Source organism: Exiguobacterium aestuarii, from assembly GCF_020171655.1.
In the GTDB taxonomy this organism is placed as follows: domain Bacteria; phylum Bacillota; class Bacilli; order Exiguobacteriales; family Exiguobacteriaceae; genus Exiguobacterium; species Exiguobacterium aestuarii_A.
Map to the genome: position 1 here is coordinate 312,630 of NZ_JAIVAC010000001.1, position 18,939 is coordinate 331,568.

Annotated in this window: 21 protein-coding genes; 16 read left to right on the forward strand and 5 right to left on the reverse strand. The window is 45.6% G+C overall.

Going from position 1 to position 18,939, the window contains the following annotated elements; translation table 11 throughout:
* Window positions 1–11: 11 nt before the first annotated feature.
* Entirely contained in the window at window positions 12–1,085 is a 1,074-nt protein-coding gene (locus LCM29_RS01600) for an ABC transporter ATP-binding protein (RefSeq protein ID WP_214695470.1), read from the forward strand.
* Window positions 1,085–2,035, forward strand: a complete 951-nt coding sequence (locus LCM29_RS01605; RefSeq protein ID WP_074035095.1) for an ABC transporter ATP-binding protein — start codon at window positions 1,085–1,087, stop codon at window positions 2,033–2,035. The genes LCM29_RS01600 and LCM29_RS01605 overlap by 1 nt, the downstream gene beginning before the upstream one ends.
* A 79-nt stretch (window positions 2,036–2,114) precedes the next feature.
* On the opposite strand, the gene LCM29_RS01610 is transcribed toward LCM29_RS01605, so the two are convergent.
* On the reverse strand, window positions 2,115–2,648 hold the full coding sequence (locus LCM29_RS01610) for an HD domain-containing protein (protein ID WP_074035089.1): 534 nt from the start codon (window positions 2,646–2,648) through the stop codon (window positions 2,115–2,117).
* Window positions 2,649–2,868: 220 nt separating this feature from the next.
* Between LCM29_RS01610 and LCM29_RS01615 the strand changes: the two genes are divergently transcribed.
* From LCM29_RS01615 to LCM29_RS01630, 4 genes are all read left to right on the forward strand, one after another.
* Window positions 2,869–3,006 (forward strand): hypothetical protein, encoded by a 138-nt coding sequence (locus tag LCM29_RS01615; RefSeq protein ID WP_015881216.1) that lies wholly within the window; start codon window positions 2,869–2,871, stop codon window positions 3,004–3,006.
* Between the two features lie 177 nt (window positions 3,007–3,183).
* Window positions 3,184–3,582 carry a transcriptional regulator SpxA gene (gene spxA, locus LCM29_RS01620; protein ID WP_015881217.1) on the forward strand — a complete coding sequence of 133 codons (399 nt, stop codon included), beginning with the start codon at window positions 3,184–3,186 and terminating at the stop codon, window positions 3,580–3,582.
* Window positions 3,583–3,753: 171 nt separating this feature from the next.
* Entirely contained in the window at window positions 3,754–4,410 is a 657-nt protein-coding gene (gene mecA, locus LCM29_RS01625; RefSeq protein ID WP_214695474.1) for an adaptor protein MecA, read from the forward strand.
* A 64-nt stretch (window positions 4,411–4,474) separates the two neighbouring features.
* Window positions 4,475–5,707, forward strand: a complete 1,233-nt coding sequence (locus LCM29_RS01630) for a DUF2254 domain-containing protein (protein WP_224860519.1) — start codon at window positions 4,475–4,477, stop codon at window positions 5,705–5,707.
* Between the two features lie 38 nt (window positions 5,708–5,745).
* Here the strand turns inward: LCM29_RS01630 and LCM29_RS01635 are convergent, their stop codons facing one another.
* Entirely contained in the window at window positions 5,746–6,471 is a 726-nt protein-coding gene (locus tag LCM29_RS01635) for an SDR family NAD(P)-dependent oxidoreductase (protein ID WP_224860521.1), read from the reverse strand.
* 83 nt (window positions 6,472–6,554) lie between these two features.
* On the opposite strand from LCM29_RS01635, the gene cls reads away from it, so the two are divergent.
* Genes cls through pepF form a run of 3 tightly spaced genes read left to right on the forward strand, consistent with a single transcriptional unit; the run spans window position 6,555 to window position 10,960 of the window.
* Window positions 6,555–8,066, forward strand: a complete 1,512-nt coding sequence (gene cls / locus LCM29_RS01640) for a cardiolipin synthase (RefSeq protein WP_214695480.1) — start codon at window positions 6,555–6,557, stop codon at window positions 8,064–8,066.
* Between the two features lie 12 nt (window positions 8,067–8,078).
* Complete coding sequence (locus tag LCM29_RS01645) at window positions 8,079–9,173, forward strand: competence protein CoiA (protein WP_224860523.1); 1,095 nt, start codon at window positions 8,079–8,081, stop codon at window positions 9,171–9,173.
* Window positions 9,158–10,960 carry an oligoendopeptidase F gene (gene pepF, locus LCM29_RS01650; RefSeq protein ID WP_224860525.1) on the forward strand — a complete coding sequence of 601 codons (1,803 nt, stop codon included), beginning with the start codon at window positions 9,158–9,160 and terminating at the stop codon, window positions 10,958–10,960. The genes LCM29_RS01645 and pepF overlap by 16 nt, the downstream gene beginning before the upstream one ends.
* A gap of 204 nt (window positions 10,961–11,164) precedes the next feature.
* On the opposite strand, the gene LCM29_RS01655 is transcribed toward pepF, so the two are convergent.
* Window positions 11,165–11,938: a DsbA family protein gene (locus LCM29_RS01655; protein ID WP_224860527.1), complete on the reverse strand. Its 774-nt coding sequence runs from the start codon at window positions 11,936–11,938 to the stop codon at window positions 11,165–11,167.
* A gap of 86 nt (window positions 11,939–12,024) precedes the next feature.
* On the reverse strand, window positions 12,025–12,606 hold the full coding sequence (locus LCM29_RS01660; RefSeq protein WP_224860529.1) for a CYTH domain-containing protein: 582 nt from the start codon (window positions 12,604–12,606) through the stop codon (window positions 12,025–12,027).
* 109 nt (window positions 12,607–12,715) lie between these two features.
* On the opposite strand from LCM29_RS01660, the gene LCM29_RS01665 reads away from it, so the two are divergent.
* The 6 genes from LCM29_RS01665 (at window position 12,716) to LCM29_RS01690 (ending at window position 16,710) form a co-directional block, all read left to right on the forward strand.
* The gene (locus LCM29_RS01665; protein ID WP_015881226.1) at window positions 12,716–13,360 is read left to right on the forward strand and encodes a GTP pyrophosphokinase family protein; all 645 of its coding nucleotides are present in this window, start codon (window positions 12,716–12,718) and stop codon (window positions 13,358–13,360) included.
* 12 nt (window positions 13,361–13,372) lie between these two features.
* A complete protein-coding gene (locus LCM29_RS01670; protein ID WP_214695497.1) occupies window positions 13,373–14,170 on the forward strand; it encodes an NAD kinase in 798 nt (265 codons plus the stop codon).
* A 3-nt stretch (window positions 14,171–14,173) separates the two neighbouring features.
* Window positions 14,174–15,046, forward strand: coding sequence for an RluA family pseudouridine synthase (locus LCM29_RS01675; RefSeq protein WP_224860531.1), 873 nt, complete (start codon window positions 14,174–14,176; stop codon window positions 15,044–15,046).
* Between the two features lie 175 nt (window positions 15,047–15,221).
* Window positions 15,222–15,551, forward strand: coding sequence for an ArsR/SmtB family transcription factor (locus tag LCM29_RS01680; RefSeq protein WP_214695505.1), 330 nt, complete (start codon window positions 15,222–15,224; stop codon window positions 15,549–15,551).
* Between the two features lie 110 nt (window positions 15,552–15,661).
* On the forward strand, window positions 15,662–16,525 hold the full coding sequence (locus LCM29_RS01685; RefSeq protein WP_224860533.1) for a permease: 864 nt from the start codon (window positions 15,662–15,664) through the stop codon (window positions 16,523–16,525).
* A gap of 20 nt (window positions 16,526–16,545) precedes the next feature.
* Window positions 16,546–16,710, forward strand: a complete 165-nt coding sequence (locus LCM29_RS01690) for a hypothetical protein (RefSeq protein WP_224860535.1) — start codon at window positions 16,546–16,548, stop codon at window positions 16,708–16,710.
* Between the two features lie 62 nt (window positions 16,711–16,772).
* Here LCM29_RS01690 and LCM29_RS01695 read toward each other — a convergent pair whose 3' ends face one another.
* Complete coding sequence (locus LCM29_RS01695; protein WP_224860537.1) at window positions 16,773–17,939, reverse strand: FtsW/RodA/SpoVE family cell cycle protein; 1,167 nt, start codon at window positions 17,937–17,939, stop codon at window positions 16,773–16,775.
* 149 nt (window positions 17,940–18,088) lie between these two features.
* On the opposite strand from LCM29_RS01695, the gene fabI reads away from it, so the two are divergent.
* Window positions 18,089–18,862 carry an enoyl-ACP reductase FabI gene (fabI, locus tag LCM29_RS01700; RefSeq protein WP_214695521.1) on the forward strand — a complete coding sequence of 258 codons (774 nt, stop codon included), beginning with the start codon at window positions 18,089–18,091 and terminating at the stop codon, window positions 18,860–18,862.
* The last annotated feature ends 77 nt before the right edge of the window (window positions 18,863–18,939 follow it).

The following is an 18,939-nucleotide window of genomic DNA, read 5'->3' on the forward strand; positions in this document are numbered from 1 at the left end:
GGGACTCGTGCATGGAAACGATTTTATCAGTCCGAGACTTAGAGGTCTCGTTCCACACATATGCAGGAACGGTTCAAGCCGTTCGTGGCGTATCGTTTGATTTGAAAAAAGGCGAGACGCTCGCCATCGTAGGAGAATCGGGTTCAGGTAAATCCGTCACTTCGAAGGCAATCATGCGTCTCATTCCGAACCCTCCAGGTGAAATCACGAACGGAGAAATCATGTTCGAAGGGAAAGACTTGGCGAAACTCTCGGAAAAAGAAATGCTTAAAATTCGTGGTCGCGATATCGCAATGATTTTCCAAGACCCGATGACATCACTCAACCCGACAATGACGATTTACAAACAAATCGCAGAAGGGTTGAAACAACATCAAGGGTTAACAGGTGAGGATGCGAAAAAACGTACGCTCGAATTGTTGACACTTGTAGGGATTCCAAACCCAGAAGCGCGTTTGAAGCAATATCCACACCAACTCTCTGGTGGGATGCGTCAGCGTATCGTTATCGCGATTGCACTCGCATGTAACCCGAAAGTGTTGATTGCCGATGAACCGACAACAGCACTTGATGTTACGATTCAAGCGCAAATTCTTGAACTATTAAAAGACATTCAGCAAAAAACAGGTACAGCGATTATCTTCATCACGCACGACCTTGGCGTTGTTGCGAACATGGCTGACCGTGTTGCTGTTATGTATGCAGGTCGTCTTGTCGAAAAAGGGACGGTCGATGAAATCTTCTACGAGCCACGTCACCCGTACACATGGGGACTTCTCGGTTCGATGCCGCGACCGACAGATGACCGTAACGAAGCGTTACCTGCTATCCCGGGTACGCCTCCAAACTTGCTCGATCCTCCAAAAGGGGATGCATTCGCACCGCGTAACCCATACGCGATGAAGATTGATTTTGAGAAAGAGCCACCGATGTTCCAGGTGAGTGATACACACTTTGCTTCTAGTTGGTTATTACACCCACAAGCACCAGCGGTTAGTCCGCCACGTGCGATTCGTGAACTCGCTCTCAAGTATCGTCCGGACAGTGCGTTCGCAAAATCGTTTACGAAAGGTGGTGCTGAATAATGGAACGCGAGAAATTACTCGAAGTAAAAAACCTGAAGCAGCACTTTAAAATTGGCCGTGGCCGCGTCGTCAAAGCGGTCGACGGAATCTCGTTTGATATTTTCAAAGGTGAAGTGCTCGGACTCGTAGGAGAGTCTGGTTGTGGGAAGTCTACGACAGGACGTACGATCATCGGTCTCTACGACGCGACTGACGGCGACGTTGTGTTCAAAGGCGAAAACGTCCACGGTAAAAAATCAAAAGCAGACAAGTTGAAATTCAACCGTGCTATGCAGATGATTTTCCAAGATCCATACGCATCGCTTAACCCGCGTATGACGGTCGCGGATATCATCGCAGAAGGTATTGATATTCACGGTCTTGCGAAGACGAAAGAAGATCGTATGAACCGCGTGTATGACCTTCTTGAGACTGTTGGTTTGACGAAAGAGCACGCGAGTCGTTACCCACACGAATTCTCAGGTGGACAACGTCAGCGTATCGGGATTGCTCGTGCCCTTGCGGTTGAACCAGACTTCATCATCGCCGATGAGCCGATTTCTGCACTTGACGTTTCGATTCAAGCGCAGGTCGTCAACTTGATGAAAGAATTGCAACGCGATCGCGATTTGACGTATTTGTTCATCGCCCACGACTTGTCGATGGTTAAATACATCTCTGACCGTATCGGTGTTATGTATCAAGGTCACCTCGTAGAGCTTGCGACAGCAGATCGCCTTTATGAGAACCCAATTCATGCGTACACGAAATCGCTTCTTTCAGCGATTCCGCTTCCGGACCCGGAGCATGAACGTACACGTAAACGGATCGTATACGAGTCAACTTCAAAAGGTCCAGTTGGACGTTCGGATGAAGATTCGAGTATTCCACCACTTCGCGAAGTCGAGCCAGGACACTATGTCTCGCTCACGGACGAAGAGTACGAAGCATACAAAGCACAACTCGTTTAATACGATGACCCTGACCTCTAAATGAAGTCAGGGTTTTTTAGCGCAAAAAAAATAGTCACCTAATGAGCTAGGTGACAGATTATCCGTTTGAAATACGCGGCAAATTCGAGAGACGTTCGACGATGGCGTCGATTTGACGGACACGAGCTAACGCATCCTCGATTTCCATAGTCTCATAATGGTGAAGACCACCTGGCTGCTCCACGAACGTATCTGCGTCGTGAACGAGCTGTTGAAGCGGGGTCCGTTGAATTCGACTTGGTGGTAAATAGGAATCGGTATGCAAGAGGATCATGACAGAAATCTCTTTAGCACGGGCAGGGTCTTCCCCGAGACGAATGAGTAGCTTGTGCGCCCGCTCCGCACCTTTAATCGCATGAATATCGTTCTGACGATATAAGTCATAATTCCATTTGCCTTCTGTATACCATTCATAGTGACCGATATCATGAAGTAGCGCAGCTTTCGTCGCTAGATCTGTATCGAGACCACGTTTCGTTGCCATTTCGAGAGCGCGCTCACAAACGTCTACAGCATGTTTTAAGCCTGATCGAGTTAAATATTTCTGGGTAACCGGATGTCCCATAATCGTTTCTAATGTGATTCTCATCATCGCTCTCCTCCTTAAAAGAAAAAGGTTATTTCTATAAACTATACAGGTTTCTTGTATGTAATGCAAATGATATCCGTGTAAAGAAATGTTGAATTCGTAAGAATGATTCACATTTCACAAACAAATGTGCTATAATTTACTTGTAGATTAGTGCAAGTTCAAGATTTTCAGAATCGGTAATGCTCGGTCGGTTGCTTACGCTGTATGGGGGTGAGAGGCCATGAAAGAACGTGACAAAGTTCTACGAGAGAAAAAACGACTTTTGAAAGAAGTGTTGAAGAAAAAGTTGAAAGACTTGCAAGTCAAGCCAGGGAAAGAGACGGTGTCTCAACCAGTGTCTCGAATCCCGGCATCTTGAGATGGGTCATTCAAGGTCGCATTCAACGAATGCGCCCTCTTTTCATATCTGAATGATAAAGAATATCATTGAAGTTTTAATAATTAAGAATTATTATAATTAAGTGGATGCGAATTTGGGTATACAAATAGAGTCACTTAAAAAGATGGACGCATACTCGATCAGGGAGGAAGAAAAATGGTCACACTTTATACGTCTCCAAGCTGCACATCTTGCCGAAAGGCTCGAGCTTGGCTCGAAGAACATGATATCCCGTTTACAGAACGAAATATATTTTCAGAACCGCTCTCACTTAATGAGATTAAGCAAATCTTACGTATGACAGAAGACGGAACGGATGAGATTATTTCAACTCGTTCTAAAGTCTTTTCTAAAATCGATGTATCCGTTGATGCCTTATCGCTTCAACAATTGTATGATTTGATTCAAGAGTATCCGGGCTTACTACGTCGTCCGATTTTGATTGATGAAAAACGACTACAGGTCGGATACAACGAAGATGAGATTCGTCGATTCTTGCCACGGAAGGTTCGGACGTTCCAATTGCAGGAAGCACAGCGACTTGTGAATGAATGAGAGCATACTGTTTAAGCAGTGTGCTTTTTATTATTGATTATTTCCTATAAAATATAGTTATAACCCGTCATCAAGATTGAACGATGTCAAAAAGGGTACAAAGATAAAAAGACAATTTCCCCTCTCCTCCTTATGTGAATTGGGAGCGAGGTGAGAAGGGAGTGGACAATCGTGAAAATTGAGCGCATCAATGACAATACCGTCAAATTTTTCATCACATATGTGGACATCGAAAAACGTGGCTTCGCACGTGATGAAATTTGGTACAACCGAGAACGTGGCGAGCAGCTGTTCTGGCAGATGATGGACGAGGCTCACGAACGTGAAGACATCTCGTTTGATGGTCCACTGTGGATTCAAGTCCAAGCTTTTGAAAAAGGTTTAGAAGTGACCGTGACAATTGCGAAAAATGTGATGGATACGGAAGACGATTCTGAACTCGGTTCGCTTCTTCGCTCAGCGATTGATGAAGCACGAGATCAACAATCGGTACTCGATCAATTGAGTGAGTTGGATGAACTCGAAGCGGAAGCAGATGCTTGGGCGCCACTCGCAATGGAAACAGATGATTTCGAGGCAATCATTTCACTGAGTAAGCGTGCAGGTGACACGTTCAGTGATCTTGATTTGAAACTATATCATTATCAAGACCGTTACTACTTGTGGATTGATTTCCCGGATGAAATGGAGCCTGAAGACGAAGAGAATGCACTCAGTCTTCTAGCAGAATATTTAACATTTAGTACACAGACGCAACCGATGCTTGAAGAGTACGGTAAACTCATTCTCGATGGCGACGTCTTTGCGAAAGTGCGTCATTACTTCTAAATGATCAATCGCCTGTTCAAACGGACAGGCGATTTTTTCAAATCAATGGTAAAGAGGTGTTGGTATGGTGAGACGGATTCGACTACTACTTGATGATAGTGCATGGTTCGTTCCATTCCTATATGGGATGGGGGGCATCGTGTTAACAGCGTTAACACAACTGTTCGGTGAATTTTTCCGAGATTTACTACCGGACTTTATTTATTTGGACTTGGACTCGGCGGCGTCCGTGTTGTCTTCAACGTTCACGAGTCTCATGACGATGATGACGTTTAGTTTTTCGACAATCCTCGTCGTGTTGACGACGTATTCTTCTCAGTTTTCTCCGCGGACAATCAATAACTTTTTGACGAATACATCAGCTAAGCATACGCTTGGTCTCTTCATTATGACGACCGTTTACGGGATTTCGAACTTATTCCTCGTCCGAACGGCAGATGATGGTGTCGTATTATCTTCAGGGATCAGTGTGCTCTTAGTCATTGGTTCGATTTGGGCGTTCGTCAAATTCATTCAGACCATCAGTGTCTCGATTCAGGCGGAACGCTTGTTATCTGCGTTACATAAAGAAGCCCTATCGGTAATCAGTGAGCAAAAAGACGCTATCGAGTCAGATGACGTGAATCTGGTATTACCACGCTCTGTTCATTCGTTTGAGGGTCAAGCGGTACGGGCACCTCAGACGGGGTATATCCGATTATTTTTAAGAGAGAAGCAGGGAGATCATGAGACGGACTTTGAATCGGTCGTAGCCGTTGGTGAATTTGTCGCTAAAGGGGATTTGCTTGGATTTTGGAAAGGCGAGGACAGCCCGGACATCGAACTGTTTGAAATCGGCGAAGTTCGGTCTTCGATGCAAGACCCGTCATTTGCGATCGAAAAATTGAGTGAGATTGCGTTACGCGGAATCTCTCCAGGAATCAATGACCCGAATACGGCGATTCATGCGATTCATTACATCGGAGATATTTTACGGGAACTTTGCGAACTGCCGGATGGAGATTTTTTATACTCGAACGGGAAATCTGATTGGCATGTGAAGCGAAAGACGCTTGAGACGATTCTTTTTGAATCGCTATCGCCGATGCAGACTTACGCGAGTAAAGACATCTTTGTGATGGGGTCCGTGTTCGAGGCGATTCGAATGGCGCGTCTCCAGGCACATGAGACGCTAGATTCGACGTTTGATGAGATGATTGATTATTTTGAAGATGTGATTGATTGGGAAAGTCTTCATTCGAAAGAACAGAACTATTTACGCAATAAAATAGGGAGAGCTAAAAAGATGACGACATGACAGGAGACCACCTTTTCAAAAGAAGAGGTGGTCTCTGTTCAAGAGAGCGTATATCCGCCATCGACCGTAATGGCTTGCCCATTTATATAAGTTGAGGAATCGGTTAATAAAAATTCGACGACCGGTGCCACTTCTTCCGGTAGGGCGGCATGTCCCCGGAAATGATGGGTCATTGCCTCTTTGAATTTTGCTTCTCCACCGTATAGTTTATGACTGAGCGGTGTATCGACCGGACCGAAACAGACGGCGTTGAATCGAACTTTTCCTTTCATTCGGTGTGCGAACGTTTTCGTCAAGGCAACGACAGCGGCCTTCGAGGCGGCGTAATGAGCAAGCATAGGAGGGAATTTGACGTGTCCGACGATGGCGGCGTTATTGACGACACTCGCTCCTTGAGCAAACAAAGGGATAGCGCGTTGTGTGACGGTGTTCAGTGCATAGAGGTTGATATCAAACACTTCAGTGTATGACTCTTGAGACAAACGCTCCGGTGTACCGGGTCTACCGAATGTTGCGGCATTGTTGAAAAGACCATGTAACGTCACCCCTTGTTCCTTTAAGTGTCTAAAGAGATGATCGATGTCTTCCGCTGAATGGAGATCGCACCGGATGAACGTGGCCAATCCGTTCGAATCTGATTCGAGAGAAGCCCCCCGTGTCTCATCGCGACCGATTCCGATGACACGATGTCCATTCTCGGTTAACTGCAAGGCGACGGCGCGCCCAATCCCGCTTGTCGCACCTGTGATTAGAAAAGTCCCCATAATTCATTCGCTCCCCTCAAAAAATTGGCGTTACGATGTATAATTAATGATAATACATGACAGAAACGAGGTCAGGTTATAATATGTTGCGACGCATACAAGTACTCTTTTCCCTTATTTTGCTCGCAGGACTCATTGCGATATTATCGTATTACTGGAGCTCACAAGTGATTGGGCTCTTCTCGATTCTCGTCTTTTTGACAACGTTCAGTATTTTGCTTGTGATTTTGCTTGAAAATCGCAACCCGCAACGCACGTTGATCTGGGCGATTGTCATGATTGGCTTTCCTGTCATCGGGCTATTTGCGTACTTTGTGTTCGGTCAGAACTATCGTCGTAAACGGATGTTTAAAGAGAAGGCGATGCTCGACGAAGAGACGTACTTGGCTTATCGGCAAAAAGCGATGACGCTCTCTCCGTCACTGATGTTTGCGCATGATGATTATGAGAAGTTGATGCATCTCACCTCTTCGTTGAACCAATTGCCCGTCTCTTCGAATACGTACACGCAGATTTTGACGAACGGACGTGAAAAATTCTCGAAGTTATTGCCTGCTCTGAAAGGCGCGACACGGCATATCCATTTAGAGTATTACATTTTTCGGGAAGACCGTATTTCTCGGGAAATTCAGCGTATTTTAATCGAGAAAGCCAAAAAAGGGGTCGAAGTTCGATTCTTATATGATGCCGTCGGTTCCATTCATACGAGCAGTACGTTTTTCGAGGAGATGAAACAAGCTGGCGTCCAAGTGCAGGCGTTCTTCCCAGTCGTCCTTCCGCTCGTGTCGAGTAAGACGAACTATCGAAACCATCGAAAAATTGTCGTCATCGACGGGACAGAGGCATTCACTGGTGGTTTGAACGTAGGGGATGAGTATTTAGGCGAACATTCTAAATTTGGTTTTTGGCGCGACACCCATCTTTATGTCAGAGGAGAAGGGGTTTCTGAGCTACAGTTGATTTTTTTACAAGACTGGTACTACATGACGGGAGAACGGCTGTTCACGCCATTTTATTTAGAACCGCTCGAAACGGTACGAAGCGCGAGTGGAGGTGTCCAAATCGTTGCCAGCGGACCTGATGAACCGTACGAGACGATGAAATCGATTTATTTCTCGTTGATCAATGCTGCAAAAAAGTCCGTCTATATTTCCTCCCCGTATCTTATTCCTGATGAGGACATTATGAGTGCTTTGAAGACAGCATCTCTATCGGGCATCGATGTTCGGATCGTCTTACCGAGCTATCCGGACCATAAAATCGTCTTTTATGCGAGTCGTTCCTATTATGAGGAGTTACTGTTGGCCGGGGTAAAGATTTATTTGTACGAAGAAGGATTCATGCATTCAAAAGTCATCGTCGTCGATGACGGACTTGCCACGATTGGGACTGCGAACATGGATTTTCGTAGTTTCCATTTGAACTTCGAAGTGAATGCTCTTTTGTACAACACGAATTCGGTCCATCAGTTGAAACAAGACTTATATCATGATTTCGAAGGGTCTCATGAACTTGTATTAGAAGAGTTTGCGAAGCGCTCATTTTTTATAAAACTCGTAGAATCATTGGCCAGAATGTTTTCACCACTACTATAAGGGGGGAGCAAGATGCGGTTTGCGATCGGTCGAGAAGGGGATATCGTTGATTCCTTTACTCTAAATCGAATGCAGGCGGAGCAGCTTGCTCCTTTTCGATGTCCGACGTGCCAGGAAATGTTGATTCTAAAGGAAGGAGCGAAACGTCGGCTACATTTCGCCCACATCCATACGTGTGGGAGAGCAGAATCCGTTACGCACCATCAGGATAAATGGGCAGTGTGCCAATGGCTTCAAGAAAGAGGATACCCTGCCGACCAAGAAGTGACGATTAAGAACCGTCGGGCAGACATTCTTACAAACGTGGATGAGAACCCAACCGTGTTTGAGATTCAGGCATCTCCATTGGTAGCGGAAGAGTATGTCGCACGAACGAATGATTATAAACGAGCAGGTTTGGATGTGATTTGGCTCGCGAGCGGTCTTGATTTAAAGATGAACCAATCGTTTCAACCGTGGATGCGCCTTGAACTGTTTCGGCGACATCGGTTGATGACGGTGAAAAATGGACAGTTGGTGCGTTTCAATGGGTTTCCCATTTCAATCAAGTATGGAATCGGAAATTGGGAAGTCTCTTCCTCAGTGACCACTTCCCCCTATGAAGCATATTATCGGTTCAATGCATTGGAATGGACGGAGATGATTCGACGAAAGCGAATGTCACCAATCTATCCATCCCCAAAGAATCGACGTCTCATTTTAAATCGTCTGTACCCATTAGGGGTGATCCCCGCCTTGTTACCGACAGCCTGCTATCTTCCCCTCACGTCACTTTGGGGAATACACATTCATCCGATTGAGTTTCAAATCGTCCTCTATTTAAATCGCTATGAGTCACCGAATGATTCAGTGGAATGGAGCATTCAAAAGACGTGCCGCCAGTTCGGAGTGACACCGACAAGCGACTTTTCCCAGTCATTTCATGTACAATGGAAACAACTCTTGAATGCATGTCGTCTATCGTGTGATGTCACGACTTGGGTGCTTCCAACCACCTATGAAGATGCGAGACGTCACGATACACGATTGTTTCAAGGACTTCAGCGATTGATGTTACAATCGACGAACCAATCAGAAAAGGGAGTGAACGTATGTCAGAAGTATTGACACGACAACAAGTTCCAGTCGAAGAGACGTGGAACTTAGAGACGATCTACAGTAACGACCAAGCATGGGAAGCAGATTTTCAAGCATTGAAAGAGCAGGTACCGGCATTAATCGGATTTAAAGGAAAACTCGGTGAATCGGCAGAAACGTTATACGAAGCGTTACAACTCCGTGATGAGCTTTCTCGTAAGTTACATAAACTGTATACGTACGCGCACATGCGTTACGATGAAGATACAGCGAACAGTCATTATCAGGCGTTGAATGACCGTGCAGGCTCACTCGCCTCGCAAATTTCAGCCCAACTCGCTTTCATGACGCCAGAGCTTCTTTCAATCGATGAAGCTCAAATTGAAGCCTTTATGGAACAACACGAGTCACTTCGCGTGTATCGTCATGCGTTCGATGAGTTGGCGCAAGAACGTCCACACGTATTGACGGAAGCGGAGGAAGCGATCCTTGCGCAAGCTGGAGACGTGCTCGGACAATCGAGTTCGACGTTCGGTATGCTCAATAACGCGGATTTGAAATTCCCGAAAGTGAAGAACGAAAAAGGGGAAGAGGTCGAATTGACGCACGGACGTTACATCACGTTCCTCGAATCGAGTGACCGAAGTGTCCGTGAGAACGCTTTTAAAGCGATGTACGGGACGTATGGGCAGTATTTAAACACGTTTGCCTCTACGCTCTCAGGCAGTGTGAAAAAAGATAACTTCTATGCGACTGTCCGTAAGTTTGAGAGTGCAAGACAGGCAGCCCTTCACCATAATGCGATTCCAGAGACTGTATATGACGGTCTGGTCGAAGCGGTGAACGAGCGTCTTGATTTGTTGCATCGATATGTCGCATTACGGAAACGCGCGCTCGGATTAGATGAGTTGCATATGTATGATTTATACACACCACTCGTCAAAGACGTAGAGATGAAAGTGTCGTACGAAGAAGCGAAACAGTTGATGGTTGATGGTTTGGCACCACTCGGAGAAGAGTACGTTCAAATCGTCAAAGACGGTCTCGATTCACGTTGGGTCGACGTACGAGAGACACGCGGTAAACGGAGCGGGGCATATTCATCAGGAGCATACGATACACAACCGTTCATCCTTATGAACTGGCAGGACAACGTCAACAACTTGTTCACGCTCGCGCATGAGTTCGGTCACTCGGTGCATAGCCATTACACGCGTACGTCACAGCCGTATCCGTATGGCGACTATTCAATCTTTGTAGCAGAAGTCGCGTCGACGACAAACGAAGCGTTATTGAACGACCATTTATTGAAAACGCGGACGGCAAAAGAAGAACGTCTCTACTTGTTGAACAATCAACTCGAAACATTCCGTGGGACGTTGTTCCGTCAAACGATGTTCGCTGAGTTTGAGCATATGATTCACAAGGCTGCTCAAGAAGGCGTATCGCTCACACCTGAATATTTGAATGAGACGTACTTAGAGTTGAACAAACGCTACTTCGGAGAAGAAATCGTCATCGATGAAGAGATTTCGTATGAATGGGCGCGTATCCCGCACTTCTATTACAATTACTATGTCTATCAATATGCGACGGGTATCTCAGCATCGGCAGCGTTGTCGCAACAGATCATGGAAGAGGGGGAACCGGCCGTACGTCGTTACATCGATAACTTCCTCAAAGCTGGGTCTAGCGACTATTCAATCGAGGTCTTGAAAGCGGCAGGTGTCGATATGACGACGAAAGAACCAGTCCTTAAAGCGCTTGATCAGTTCGAAGCAGTGCTCGATGAAATGGAATCATTATTGTTCTCGTGAACAATATGTGACGATATGCACAAACTAGTTGTCAGATGAAGCGGGACTAGGTATATTATAAGTGTGAAATCAATCACAAACCCCTTTATTGACCGTAAACTTTCTCCCATCTTGCAGGCCTTCCCCGGGCCTCAAGGTACGACGGCTCTTGTCCCCGCTTGAGACGTCAAAAACCCCACGGCTCCCCGGCCGTGGGGTTCTTTTTTATTTCGTTTGCGCCCATGCTTCACCGCTACATCCCGGTACAGGACGGCAGCGTTGCTGCAAGGAGAGCTTCTTCAGTTCCCGTTCAATCACAGTTTTATCTAAGTCTAGAATATACGATAGTTCAGTAATCGTCGACGCGTCATAACGAGCCAACACTTTAGCTACATCCCAGTCGGTCGAACGGCTCGGAGCGTAACCGAGCAACTCGGTCATGACCGATTGATACACGTCGTACGGATAGACACCTTCAATCTTCAATGCTTCATCGCGCGTCACGAACGTAAGAGCGGGCAATGACTCAATCTCCCAATCTTTCAGCACTTGATGATCGACTGCTAAAGCATTCAAGAGCTGGTTCGATTGAAGATCGGCTTCAAGTTCATCCAAATCAAGACCGTACTCTTTGAAAGACCGTGCGATTTCCCATAAATCAATTGAGCTTAACTGTTTACCAGAGAATAAATCATTCACATGCAAATGACGTAAAAAACGCATCGCATGACGTTTCCCTTGTAATTCTAGCGCTTTGATCATTGTGAGAAGGCGAACTTCTTCCTGACATCCGCCAACACAGCTAGGAACGGTAGAGACCATTCGGAAACGAATCACATGTCCGTATTCAATCTCTAACTTTTTGATCAGTGTCATCACGTGAAAATTTTCAGGACTCGAGATGTCCATGAAATAGAATAACTCCAATGGCTTATACGTTACTTGAATAGGAGTTTCTTCCAGTGAACAGGATGACCCATTACATTGTTCAAGTTCCATTTGTGTCGCCTCCTCTCGGCAAAAAACTCATTTAACTTTGTAAACTCATTGTAGCAACGAAAAAAAAAGGTTGGCAATGTATCTGCTCAACCTTCAGACCGACTCATTTTTAATTCCATGAATCGAACAATTTTATTTTTGGCGGGACGGTACGGGAGCCCGTGCTCTGCTAACAGTCGTTCGAATGCACGTTTGCCTGCTTCTTCATTCGTGACTTCAAATTCTATTTCATAGTCGGTCGTCTCCAAATAATGGCTTTCGTCTAAAACGAGAAGACCATCTTCCGTTTGATGTTCGGCTCGATTCGTCTCGAGGCGTCCGAGGTGTTCGAGTGCGGCATTCAGTTGAAACGGGGCGAGTGCTTGCTTCATTTGATCATCATGAATGATTCCGTACTTGAATAAGTCTTCCGCTTCTTCTTCAGTGATTGCGGCATGCGTTTCAAGTAATCCGACTTCGTTCGGTTGTTTCAATGTCAATACCTGGCCATGTTTCTTCTCACGAATTCGAAGGGCTGCACCTTGTTTTTTTAGCTGGAAGGTAGGCGTGTCGAAATAATCGTTCGCTTGCCAGCGGACTTGATCTTCTAGTTTGTAAGCTTGAATTAGTTTTTCATACTCATCTTTTGTCAACATCGATTTAAATTCAATTTCCACTTCTTGGGTCATAAATCATCGCTCCATTCTATGAACAATTGTTCGTTTATGATACCATACAAACGGATACATACGGAAAGGGCGCGTTTTTTCCGGAAAAGAACGAAAGTGGTGACAGCGTATGCAATCAGTGAACTGGGATCAGTTTTTAGTACCGTATCAAATCGCGGTAGACGAGTTGAAAGTAAAGTTAAAAGCCGTTCGTAAGCAATTCAAGTCGCAAAATGACCATTCTCCGATTGAATTTGTCACAGGTCGGGTTAAGCCAGTCGGGAGCATTCTTGAAAAAGCAAAGCGAAAAAATATTGCGGATCATGAGCTGGCGACCGACATGCAAGATATTGCTGGATTACGAATCATGTGCCAGTTTGTCGATGATATCGTTCACGTCTTGGATTTGCTTCATCGTCGGACAGATTTTAAAATAGTGGAAGAACGCAATTATATTACACATCAGAAAGATTCGGGCTATCGGTCGTATCATGTCATTATCGAATATCCGGTCCAGACGATTCATGGGGAGATTCCGACACTTGTCGAAGTGCAAATTCGTACCCTTGCGATGAACTTTTGGGCAACGATCGAGCATTCTTTAAATTATAAATATGATGGCGATATGCCTCTTGAAGTACAAGAACGATTGAGACGGGCAGCTGAGGCGGCATTTCTTCTTGATGCAGAGATGAGTCAACTCCGTGTCGAGATTCAAGACGCGCAGCAAGTGTTTCGGGATAAAGAGATGAATGTGAAAACAGACGAGGACTAGGGGGAAATCGATATGCAGTTTGCGATTGTATCGAGGGGAGATGCGCGATCAGCGGAAATCGCCCAGGAACTGACTGAAAAACTTGAAGCCGCTGGGCATACGTTATCGGAAGAACCACGCATCGTCGTGTCAGTCGGTGGGGACGGGACGATGCTACAAGCGTTCCATAAGTATATTGACCGTCTCGATGAAACGCTTCTCGTCGGCATCCATACCGGACACCTCGGTTTTTATGCGGATTGGCAACCGGATGAATTGGATGAGCTGACGGAAATGATCACGAGCGAGTCGTTCGAACCGGTCTCATACCCGCTCGTCGAAGTTCTGATCGATTACGAGAACGGAAAGACCGATCGTCAATTGGCGATGAACGATTGTACGATTAAAAACTATAAGCGGACGCTCGTCTGTGATTTGTCGATCCGCGATGATTATTTTGAAACGTTCCGTGGTGATGGACTGTGTATCTCGACCCCTTCTGGTTCGACTGCCTACAACAAAGCGCTCGGTGGTGCAATCGTCCATCCATCGATTGAAGCAATCCAAGTGACGGAAATGGCTTCTATCAATAATCTGGTCTATCGGACGATTGGGGCGCCGCTCCTTTTGCCGAAACATCATCAAGTGAAAATCAAGCCGCATACGAAAACGGAATTCGAATTGGCGTTTGACCATCAAGAAGCGTTGTCATGGTCAGACGTCGTGTCGATTCGTTGCGCGGTCGCAAAAGAAAAAGTGACGTTCGCCCGCTTCCGCCCGTTCCCATTTTGGCGGCGTGTACGCGAATCGTTCATTGAGGAAGGAAAGTAACGAATGCATGGATTTATGATTCGTCGCGTTGTGGAGAAGGCTCTTCCACTGCGCGACTTTTTAATGCAGGACCTCGGAATCTCTCGAAAGATGCTCACGCTCGTAAAGCATGAAGGAGAAATCGAAGTGAACGGGATTCATCGTACGGTTCGGCACGTTCTCGAGCCAGGAGATGAAGTAGTGGTGCGATTCCCGCCCGAGTCGCCTTCGACAGATATGGTCATCTCAAATAGATCGATTCACATTTTGTATGAGGATGAGACGGTGCTGGCGGTCGATAAACCGGCAGGAATCGCGACGATTCCATCACGACTGCATCCGATCGACACACTCGCGAACGCCGTACTCGGTTACTATCGACAAATCGGTTTGACCTCTGCGATTCATGTGATCAATCGACTTGATCGCGATACGAGCGGCGTCGTTTTGTTTGCGAAGTATGGATTCATTCACCATCGGTTTAGCGAACTCCAGAAAGCCAATGCGCTCACGCGCTCTTATGTGGCCCTTGTAGAAGGAGAAGTCCCCATCCAAACAATCGATGCACCAATTGGGCGTGCCGAGAATTCTATCATGGAACGAATCGTAACTGAAGACGGACAACGAGCTGTTACACATATACTCGATTGTCGGCAATTTGGTGGCGACTCATTGTTGACGATTCAACTCGAAACGGGACGTACCCATCAAATCCGCGTTCATTTGCGTCATATCGGTCATCCGCTGATTGGAGACTCGATGTATGGGGGAGCGGCTCGAATGTCACGTCACGCCCTTCACAGCGCCTCTGCGCACTTTATTCATCCGATGACAGGGGAAAAAGTGATGATTGAAGCACCAATCCCGGAAGATTTTTTAAACGTGACAAACGATTGACTGGAACGTTCGAACAGGCGTGATGAGATTTCTCATTGCGCCTGTTTCGCATATTTTGAAACGTAAAGGTCGTTGCGAATTATACATCAATTTTTTTGATTAAAATGATTGTTTTTCTTCATGGGATGAAGTACGATTTGATTAATCAATAAAAGTTGATGAAAGGGGTGTTCGAATGAGTAATCAACTAGAGTCATCCATCGATTCGTCGCTACAGGATACGTTCGCACATTATGAGGCGAGATTTAAAGCGTTAGCCGATCAAAAGCGTCTGCTTATATTGAATCAATTGTGCGCTGGACCAATCAACGTTGTTGATTTATCAGAGATATTCGATATGCCACAATCCAAGCTGTCGTATCACTTGAAAATCTTATTGACGGCGAACCTCATTACGAAAGAGACAAAAGGGACGTGGAGTTATTACCAAATCAACGAAAAGGAAGTGAATCATCTTCTGTCCCCAGAATTATGTTGTTTGTTCAGACCTAACGATGTTTGTTAGGTCTATCAATTGAATTATTAATCAATTTTTTTTGATGATTAAATCAATATAATTTGATTTAATCATCAAGCATGTAAAAATCAACCTTATTGAAATGGAGGTACAGCCCGATGATCGACATACTAAAAAGTTTTAGCATCCTTGCACTTGAATTGACCATTTTATTTTTCGTTATTTCTTTTGTGATTCACATCTTACAAGCATACATTCCTTACGAGAAAATCGAGAAGAGGATGACCGGAAACAATCGGATAGGGGCGAGTATAGTAGCAATTGTCTTCGCTTTTATTACCCCGTTTTGTTCCTGTTCAACGATTCCGATCGTTGTGAATTTATTAAAAAATAAGATTCCATTTTCCATCGTAATGGTTTTTCTTTTTGCCTCACCAGTGCTTGACCCGACGATTATAACGGTGATGGGAGTCGTGATGGGATGGGAAATTGCAGGCCTTTATACGTTCATCACGGCTATCTGTTCAATCATCATCGGATTCACTTTGGACCACTTCGGTTTTGAGAAGTATGTCAAACGCGTCACGATGACAGGGTTTAATTCGTCAACTAGTACCTTCAATTGGTCAGAGGCATGGAACGAAACGTGGCAATTGATGAAGAATGTGTATCCCTACTTGATCATTGGCGCAGCAATCGGGGCATTGATCCATGGTGTTGTGCCGACTGAATGGATTGTGACGTGGTTCGGTCATGATGCTTGGTGGTTGATTCCGATTGCGGCAGTGATTGGGATCCCCTTATATATTCGATTGTCGAGCATGATTCCCATCTCTCAAGTATTGATTATGAAAGGGATGGCGCTAGGTCCTGTCATGGCCATGATGATCAGTTCAGCAGGGGCAAGTTTACCAGAAATCGTACTGATGAAATCGATATTTAGAAAGAAACTCATTATCGCATTCATCTTGTCTGTTCTGTCGATGTCGATGATATCAGGAATCATGTTTTACTTTGTGTGAATCTTGAGGAGGTGAAAAACATGTTGAAATTCTTCAAAAAACAATTATCTAAACCGACGGCTACATCGTGTTGCACGGTGAACATTCAAGAGGTTGAAAGTGAGGAGAATCATTCGAACTGTGATTCTGAAATACTTGAGGATAACGAGCAAACAGGAGATTACTTAAAAGAAAAATCTGAATGAGTAAACTCATCATAAAAGGATCGAAGCGACATTGCTTCGATCCTTTTACATCACGATGAATATTAATCGTCATCAAACATATAGGTTTTTGATTTAGAGGCTACGTTCATGACGAGACCGATGGCAATCATGTTCATGATAATCCCCGTTCCTCCGTAACTGACGAACGGCAGGGTGAGTCCGGTGATTGGCAACACACCAATCGTCATCCCGATGTTTTGGAACACTTGGAACGTGAACATAGCGATGACGCCGGTGACGATGTAACTTCCGAACGCACTACTTGACTCAAGCGCAATATGAATCATGCGATAGAGGAACAAGAAGAAGACGATAATCACGAGCGCCGCGCCGATGAACCCGTAATGCTCGGCGATGACAGCGAAGATGAAGTCCGTCTGTGATTCCGGTAGATAGACGAGTCCTTGTCCATATCCGGCTCCGAACATTTGACCGGATCCAATCGCCTGTAATGATTTGATCAGTTGGAACGCTAAGTCGTCCGAATACTCATAAGGATAGATCCATGCCTGGAATCGGTTCAGGGCGTGGCCTGGTACGAACGCCTGTAGCACTTCAAAATGAGAGAAGAATAGATACATGAACGTTCCGATGGACAAAGCGGCTGCGCTGAACAGACCGAGTAACCATTTCCAGCCGATACCAGAGACAATGATGATTGCACCGAGCATCGTCATCAAGACGAGTCCAGTCCCTAAGTCTGGTTGCGTCACAATCAGACCGAGTGGCGGAATGGCGACTAACACCAATTTGACTAACAGCCACGTGTCGAGTTGAGACGAGCCGTATCGCTTGTTGTGGTCATATACAATCGTTGACATTGAAATGAGAAGGAACAACTTCATGAACTCTGCCGGTTGGAAACTGAATCCCGGTACGTTATACCATCCATACGCTCCATTAATGTTCGGGACGAGTGTCGTATCGCGGAGCGGGATGAGTCCGACGAGCAAAAGGAGACCGAATGCATATAAGTACCAATGGATTTTTCGGAGCTGCTCGTACTCGATTGTCATGATGGCAAACATCGCGAAAAAGCCGATGACGTACCGAATACCCTGTTCGAGAGCGAAGTTGATATGTTGAAGTCGGGTCGGCAACATCGGTTGTGCCGTATAGATTGCACCGAGGCTGATGATCATCAATAGGAAGACGATGGTCAACAGCGTCGTGTCTAAACTTTTAAAATATGATTGAATACGGTTCATAATGGAGTCGAGTCACCCTTTCTATACGTATTTTATCTTACCGCAACTTAAAAAAATCGCAATACGAAACGAGTCAGTTGACAAAACAGAAACCTTTCTGTAATCTGAGAACAGATATTATCACCAGGTACTAAAAAGGGGAGTTTATGATGTCAATTTTTCCAACGTTAACGAATAAAACTTATGTCGTCATGGGGATTGCCAACAAGCGTTCCATCGCATGGGCGATTGCCAAAACACTTGATGAAGCGGGAGCGAAGCTCGTATTAACGTATGCGGCAGAACGTTTCAAGTCAAGTCTTGAATCACTTGCGAGCGAGTTGAAACAAGAAGCGATTTTGCTCGAGTGTGACGTAACAAATGATGAAGCGATTGAAACGACATTCCGTTCAATCCATGAACAAGCAGGGGAGATTCAAGGGATTGCTCACTCGATCGCGTTTGCGGATAAAGAAGCGCTTCGCGGCGAATTCTCGGAAATGACACGTGGACAATTCGCGCAGGCGTTAGACATCTCGGCGTACAGTTTGACGGCTGTCGTGAAAGCGGCGAAACCATATTTCGCATCTGATGCCTCGGTGATCACGTTGACATACCTCGGTGGGGAGCGCGTCGTTCCGAACTATAACTTGATGGGTGTCGCAAAAGCGGCGCTTGACTCAAGCGTCAAATACTTGGCAAACGAGTACGGTCCGCACGGCGTTCGCGTCAATGCAATCTCGGCTGGTCCGATTCGCACATTGTCGGCTAAAGGGGTAGGCGATTTTAACAGTATCCTCTCGGAACTTGAACAAAAAGCGCCGTTACGTCGAAACGTCTCTGCCGAAGAAGTTGCATCGACAGGACTCTTCCTTCTCTCGGGAATGGGAAGTGGCGTCACGGGTGAAGTGATTCACGTCGATAGCGGATACCATATTTTATAAGTTTGGGAAATGGCGCAGTGATGCGCCATTTTTGTATTATCTAGCGGTTGAATGGGGTAAGGACCTATGAAGGAGGT

Bases quoted from the DNA above. Each gene is read 5' to 3' on its own strand.
- LCM29_RS01600 (WP_214695470.1), top strand. From the start codon at position 12: ATGGAAACGATTTTATCAGTCCGAGACTTAGAGGTCTCGTTCCACACA.
- LCM29_RS01665 (WP_015881226.1), top strand. From the start codon at position 12,716: ATGCAATCAGTGAACTGGGATCAGTTTTTAGTACCGTATCAAATCGCG.
- LCM29_RS01610 (WP_074035089.1), bottom strand. From the start codon at position 2,648: ATGATGAGAATCACATTAGAAACGATTATGGGACATCCGGTTACCCAG.
- fabI (WP_214695521.1), top strand. From the start codon at position 18,089: ATGTCAATTTTTCCAACGTTAACGAATAAAACTTATGTCGTCATGGGG.
- LCM29_RS01660 (WP_224860529.1), bottom strand. From the start codon at position 12,606: ATGACCCAAGAAGTGGAAATTGAATTTAAATCGATGTTGACAAAAGAT.
- pepF (WP_224860525.1), top strand. From the start codon at position 9,158: ATGTCAGAAGTATTGACACGACAACAAGTTCCAGTCGAAGAGACGTGG.
- LCM29_RS01645 (WP_224860523.1), top strand. From the start codon at position 8,079: ATGCGGTTTGCGATCGGTCGAGAAGGGGATATCGTTGATTCCTTTACT.
- LCM29_RS01675 (WP_224860531.1), top strand. From the start codon at position 14,174: ATGCATGGATTTATGATTCGTCGCGTTGTGGAGAAGGCTCTTCCACTG.
- LCM29_RS01655 (WP_224860527.1), bottom strand. From the start codon at position 11,938: ATGGAACTTGAACAATGTAATGGGTCATCCTGTTCACTGGAAGAAACT.
- LCM29_RS01680 (WP_214695505.1), top strand. From the start codon at position 15,222: ATGAGTAATCAACTAGAGTCATCCATCGATTCGTCGCTACAGGATACG.
- spxA (WP_015881217.1), top strand. From the start codon at position 3,184: ATGGTCACACTTTATACGTCTCCAAGCTGCACATCTTGCCGAAAGGCT.
- LCM29_RS01630 (WP_224860519.1), top strand. From the start codon at position 4,475: ATGGTGAGACGGATTCGACTACTACTTGATGATAGTGCATGGTTCGTT.
- LCM29_RS01685 (WP_224860533.1), top strand. From the start codon at position 15,662: ATGATCGACATACTAAAAAGTTTTAGCATCCTTGCACTTGAATTGACC.
- LCM29_RS01670 (WP_214695497.1), top strand. From the start codon at position 13,373: ATGCAGTTTGCGATTGTATCGAGGGGAGATGCGCGATCAGCGGAAATC.
- LCM29_RS01690 (WP_224860535.1), top strand. From the start codon at position 16,546: ATGTTGAAATTCTTCAAAAAACAATTATCTAAACCGACGGCTACATCG.
- LCM29_RS01695 (WP_224860537.1), bottom strand. From the start codon at position 17,939: ATGAACCGTATTCAATCATATTTTAAAAGTTTAGACACGACGCTGTTG.
- LCM29_RS01615 (WP_015881216.1), top strand. From the start codon at position 2,869: ATGAAAGAACGTGACAAAGTTCTACGAGAGAAAAAACGACTTTTGAAA.
- LCM29_RS01635 (WP_224860521.1), bottom strand. From the start codon at position 6,471: ATGGGGACTTTTCTAATCACAGGTGCGACAAGCGGGATTGGGCGCGCC.
- cls (WP_214695480.1), top strand. From the start codon at position 6,555: ATGTTGCGACGCATACAAGTACTCTTTTCCCTTATTTTGCTCGCAGGA.
- LCM29_RS01605 (WP_074035095.1), top strand. From the start codon at position 1,085: ATGGAACGCGAGAAATTACTCGAAGTAAAAAACCTGAAGCAGCACTTT.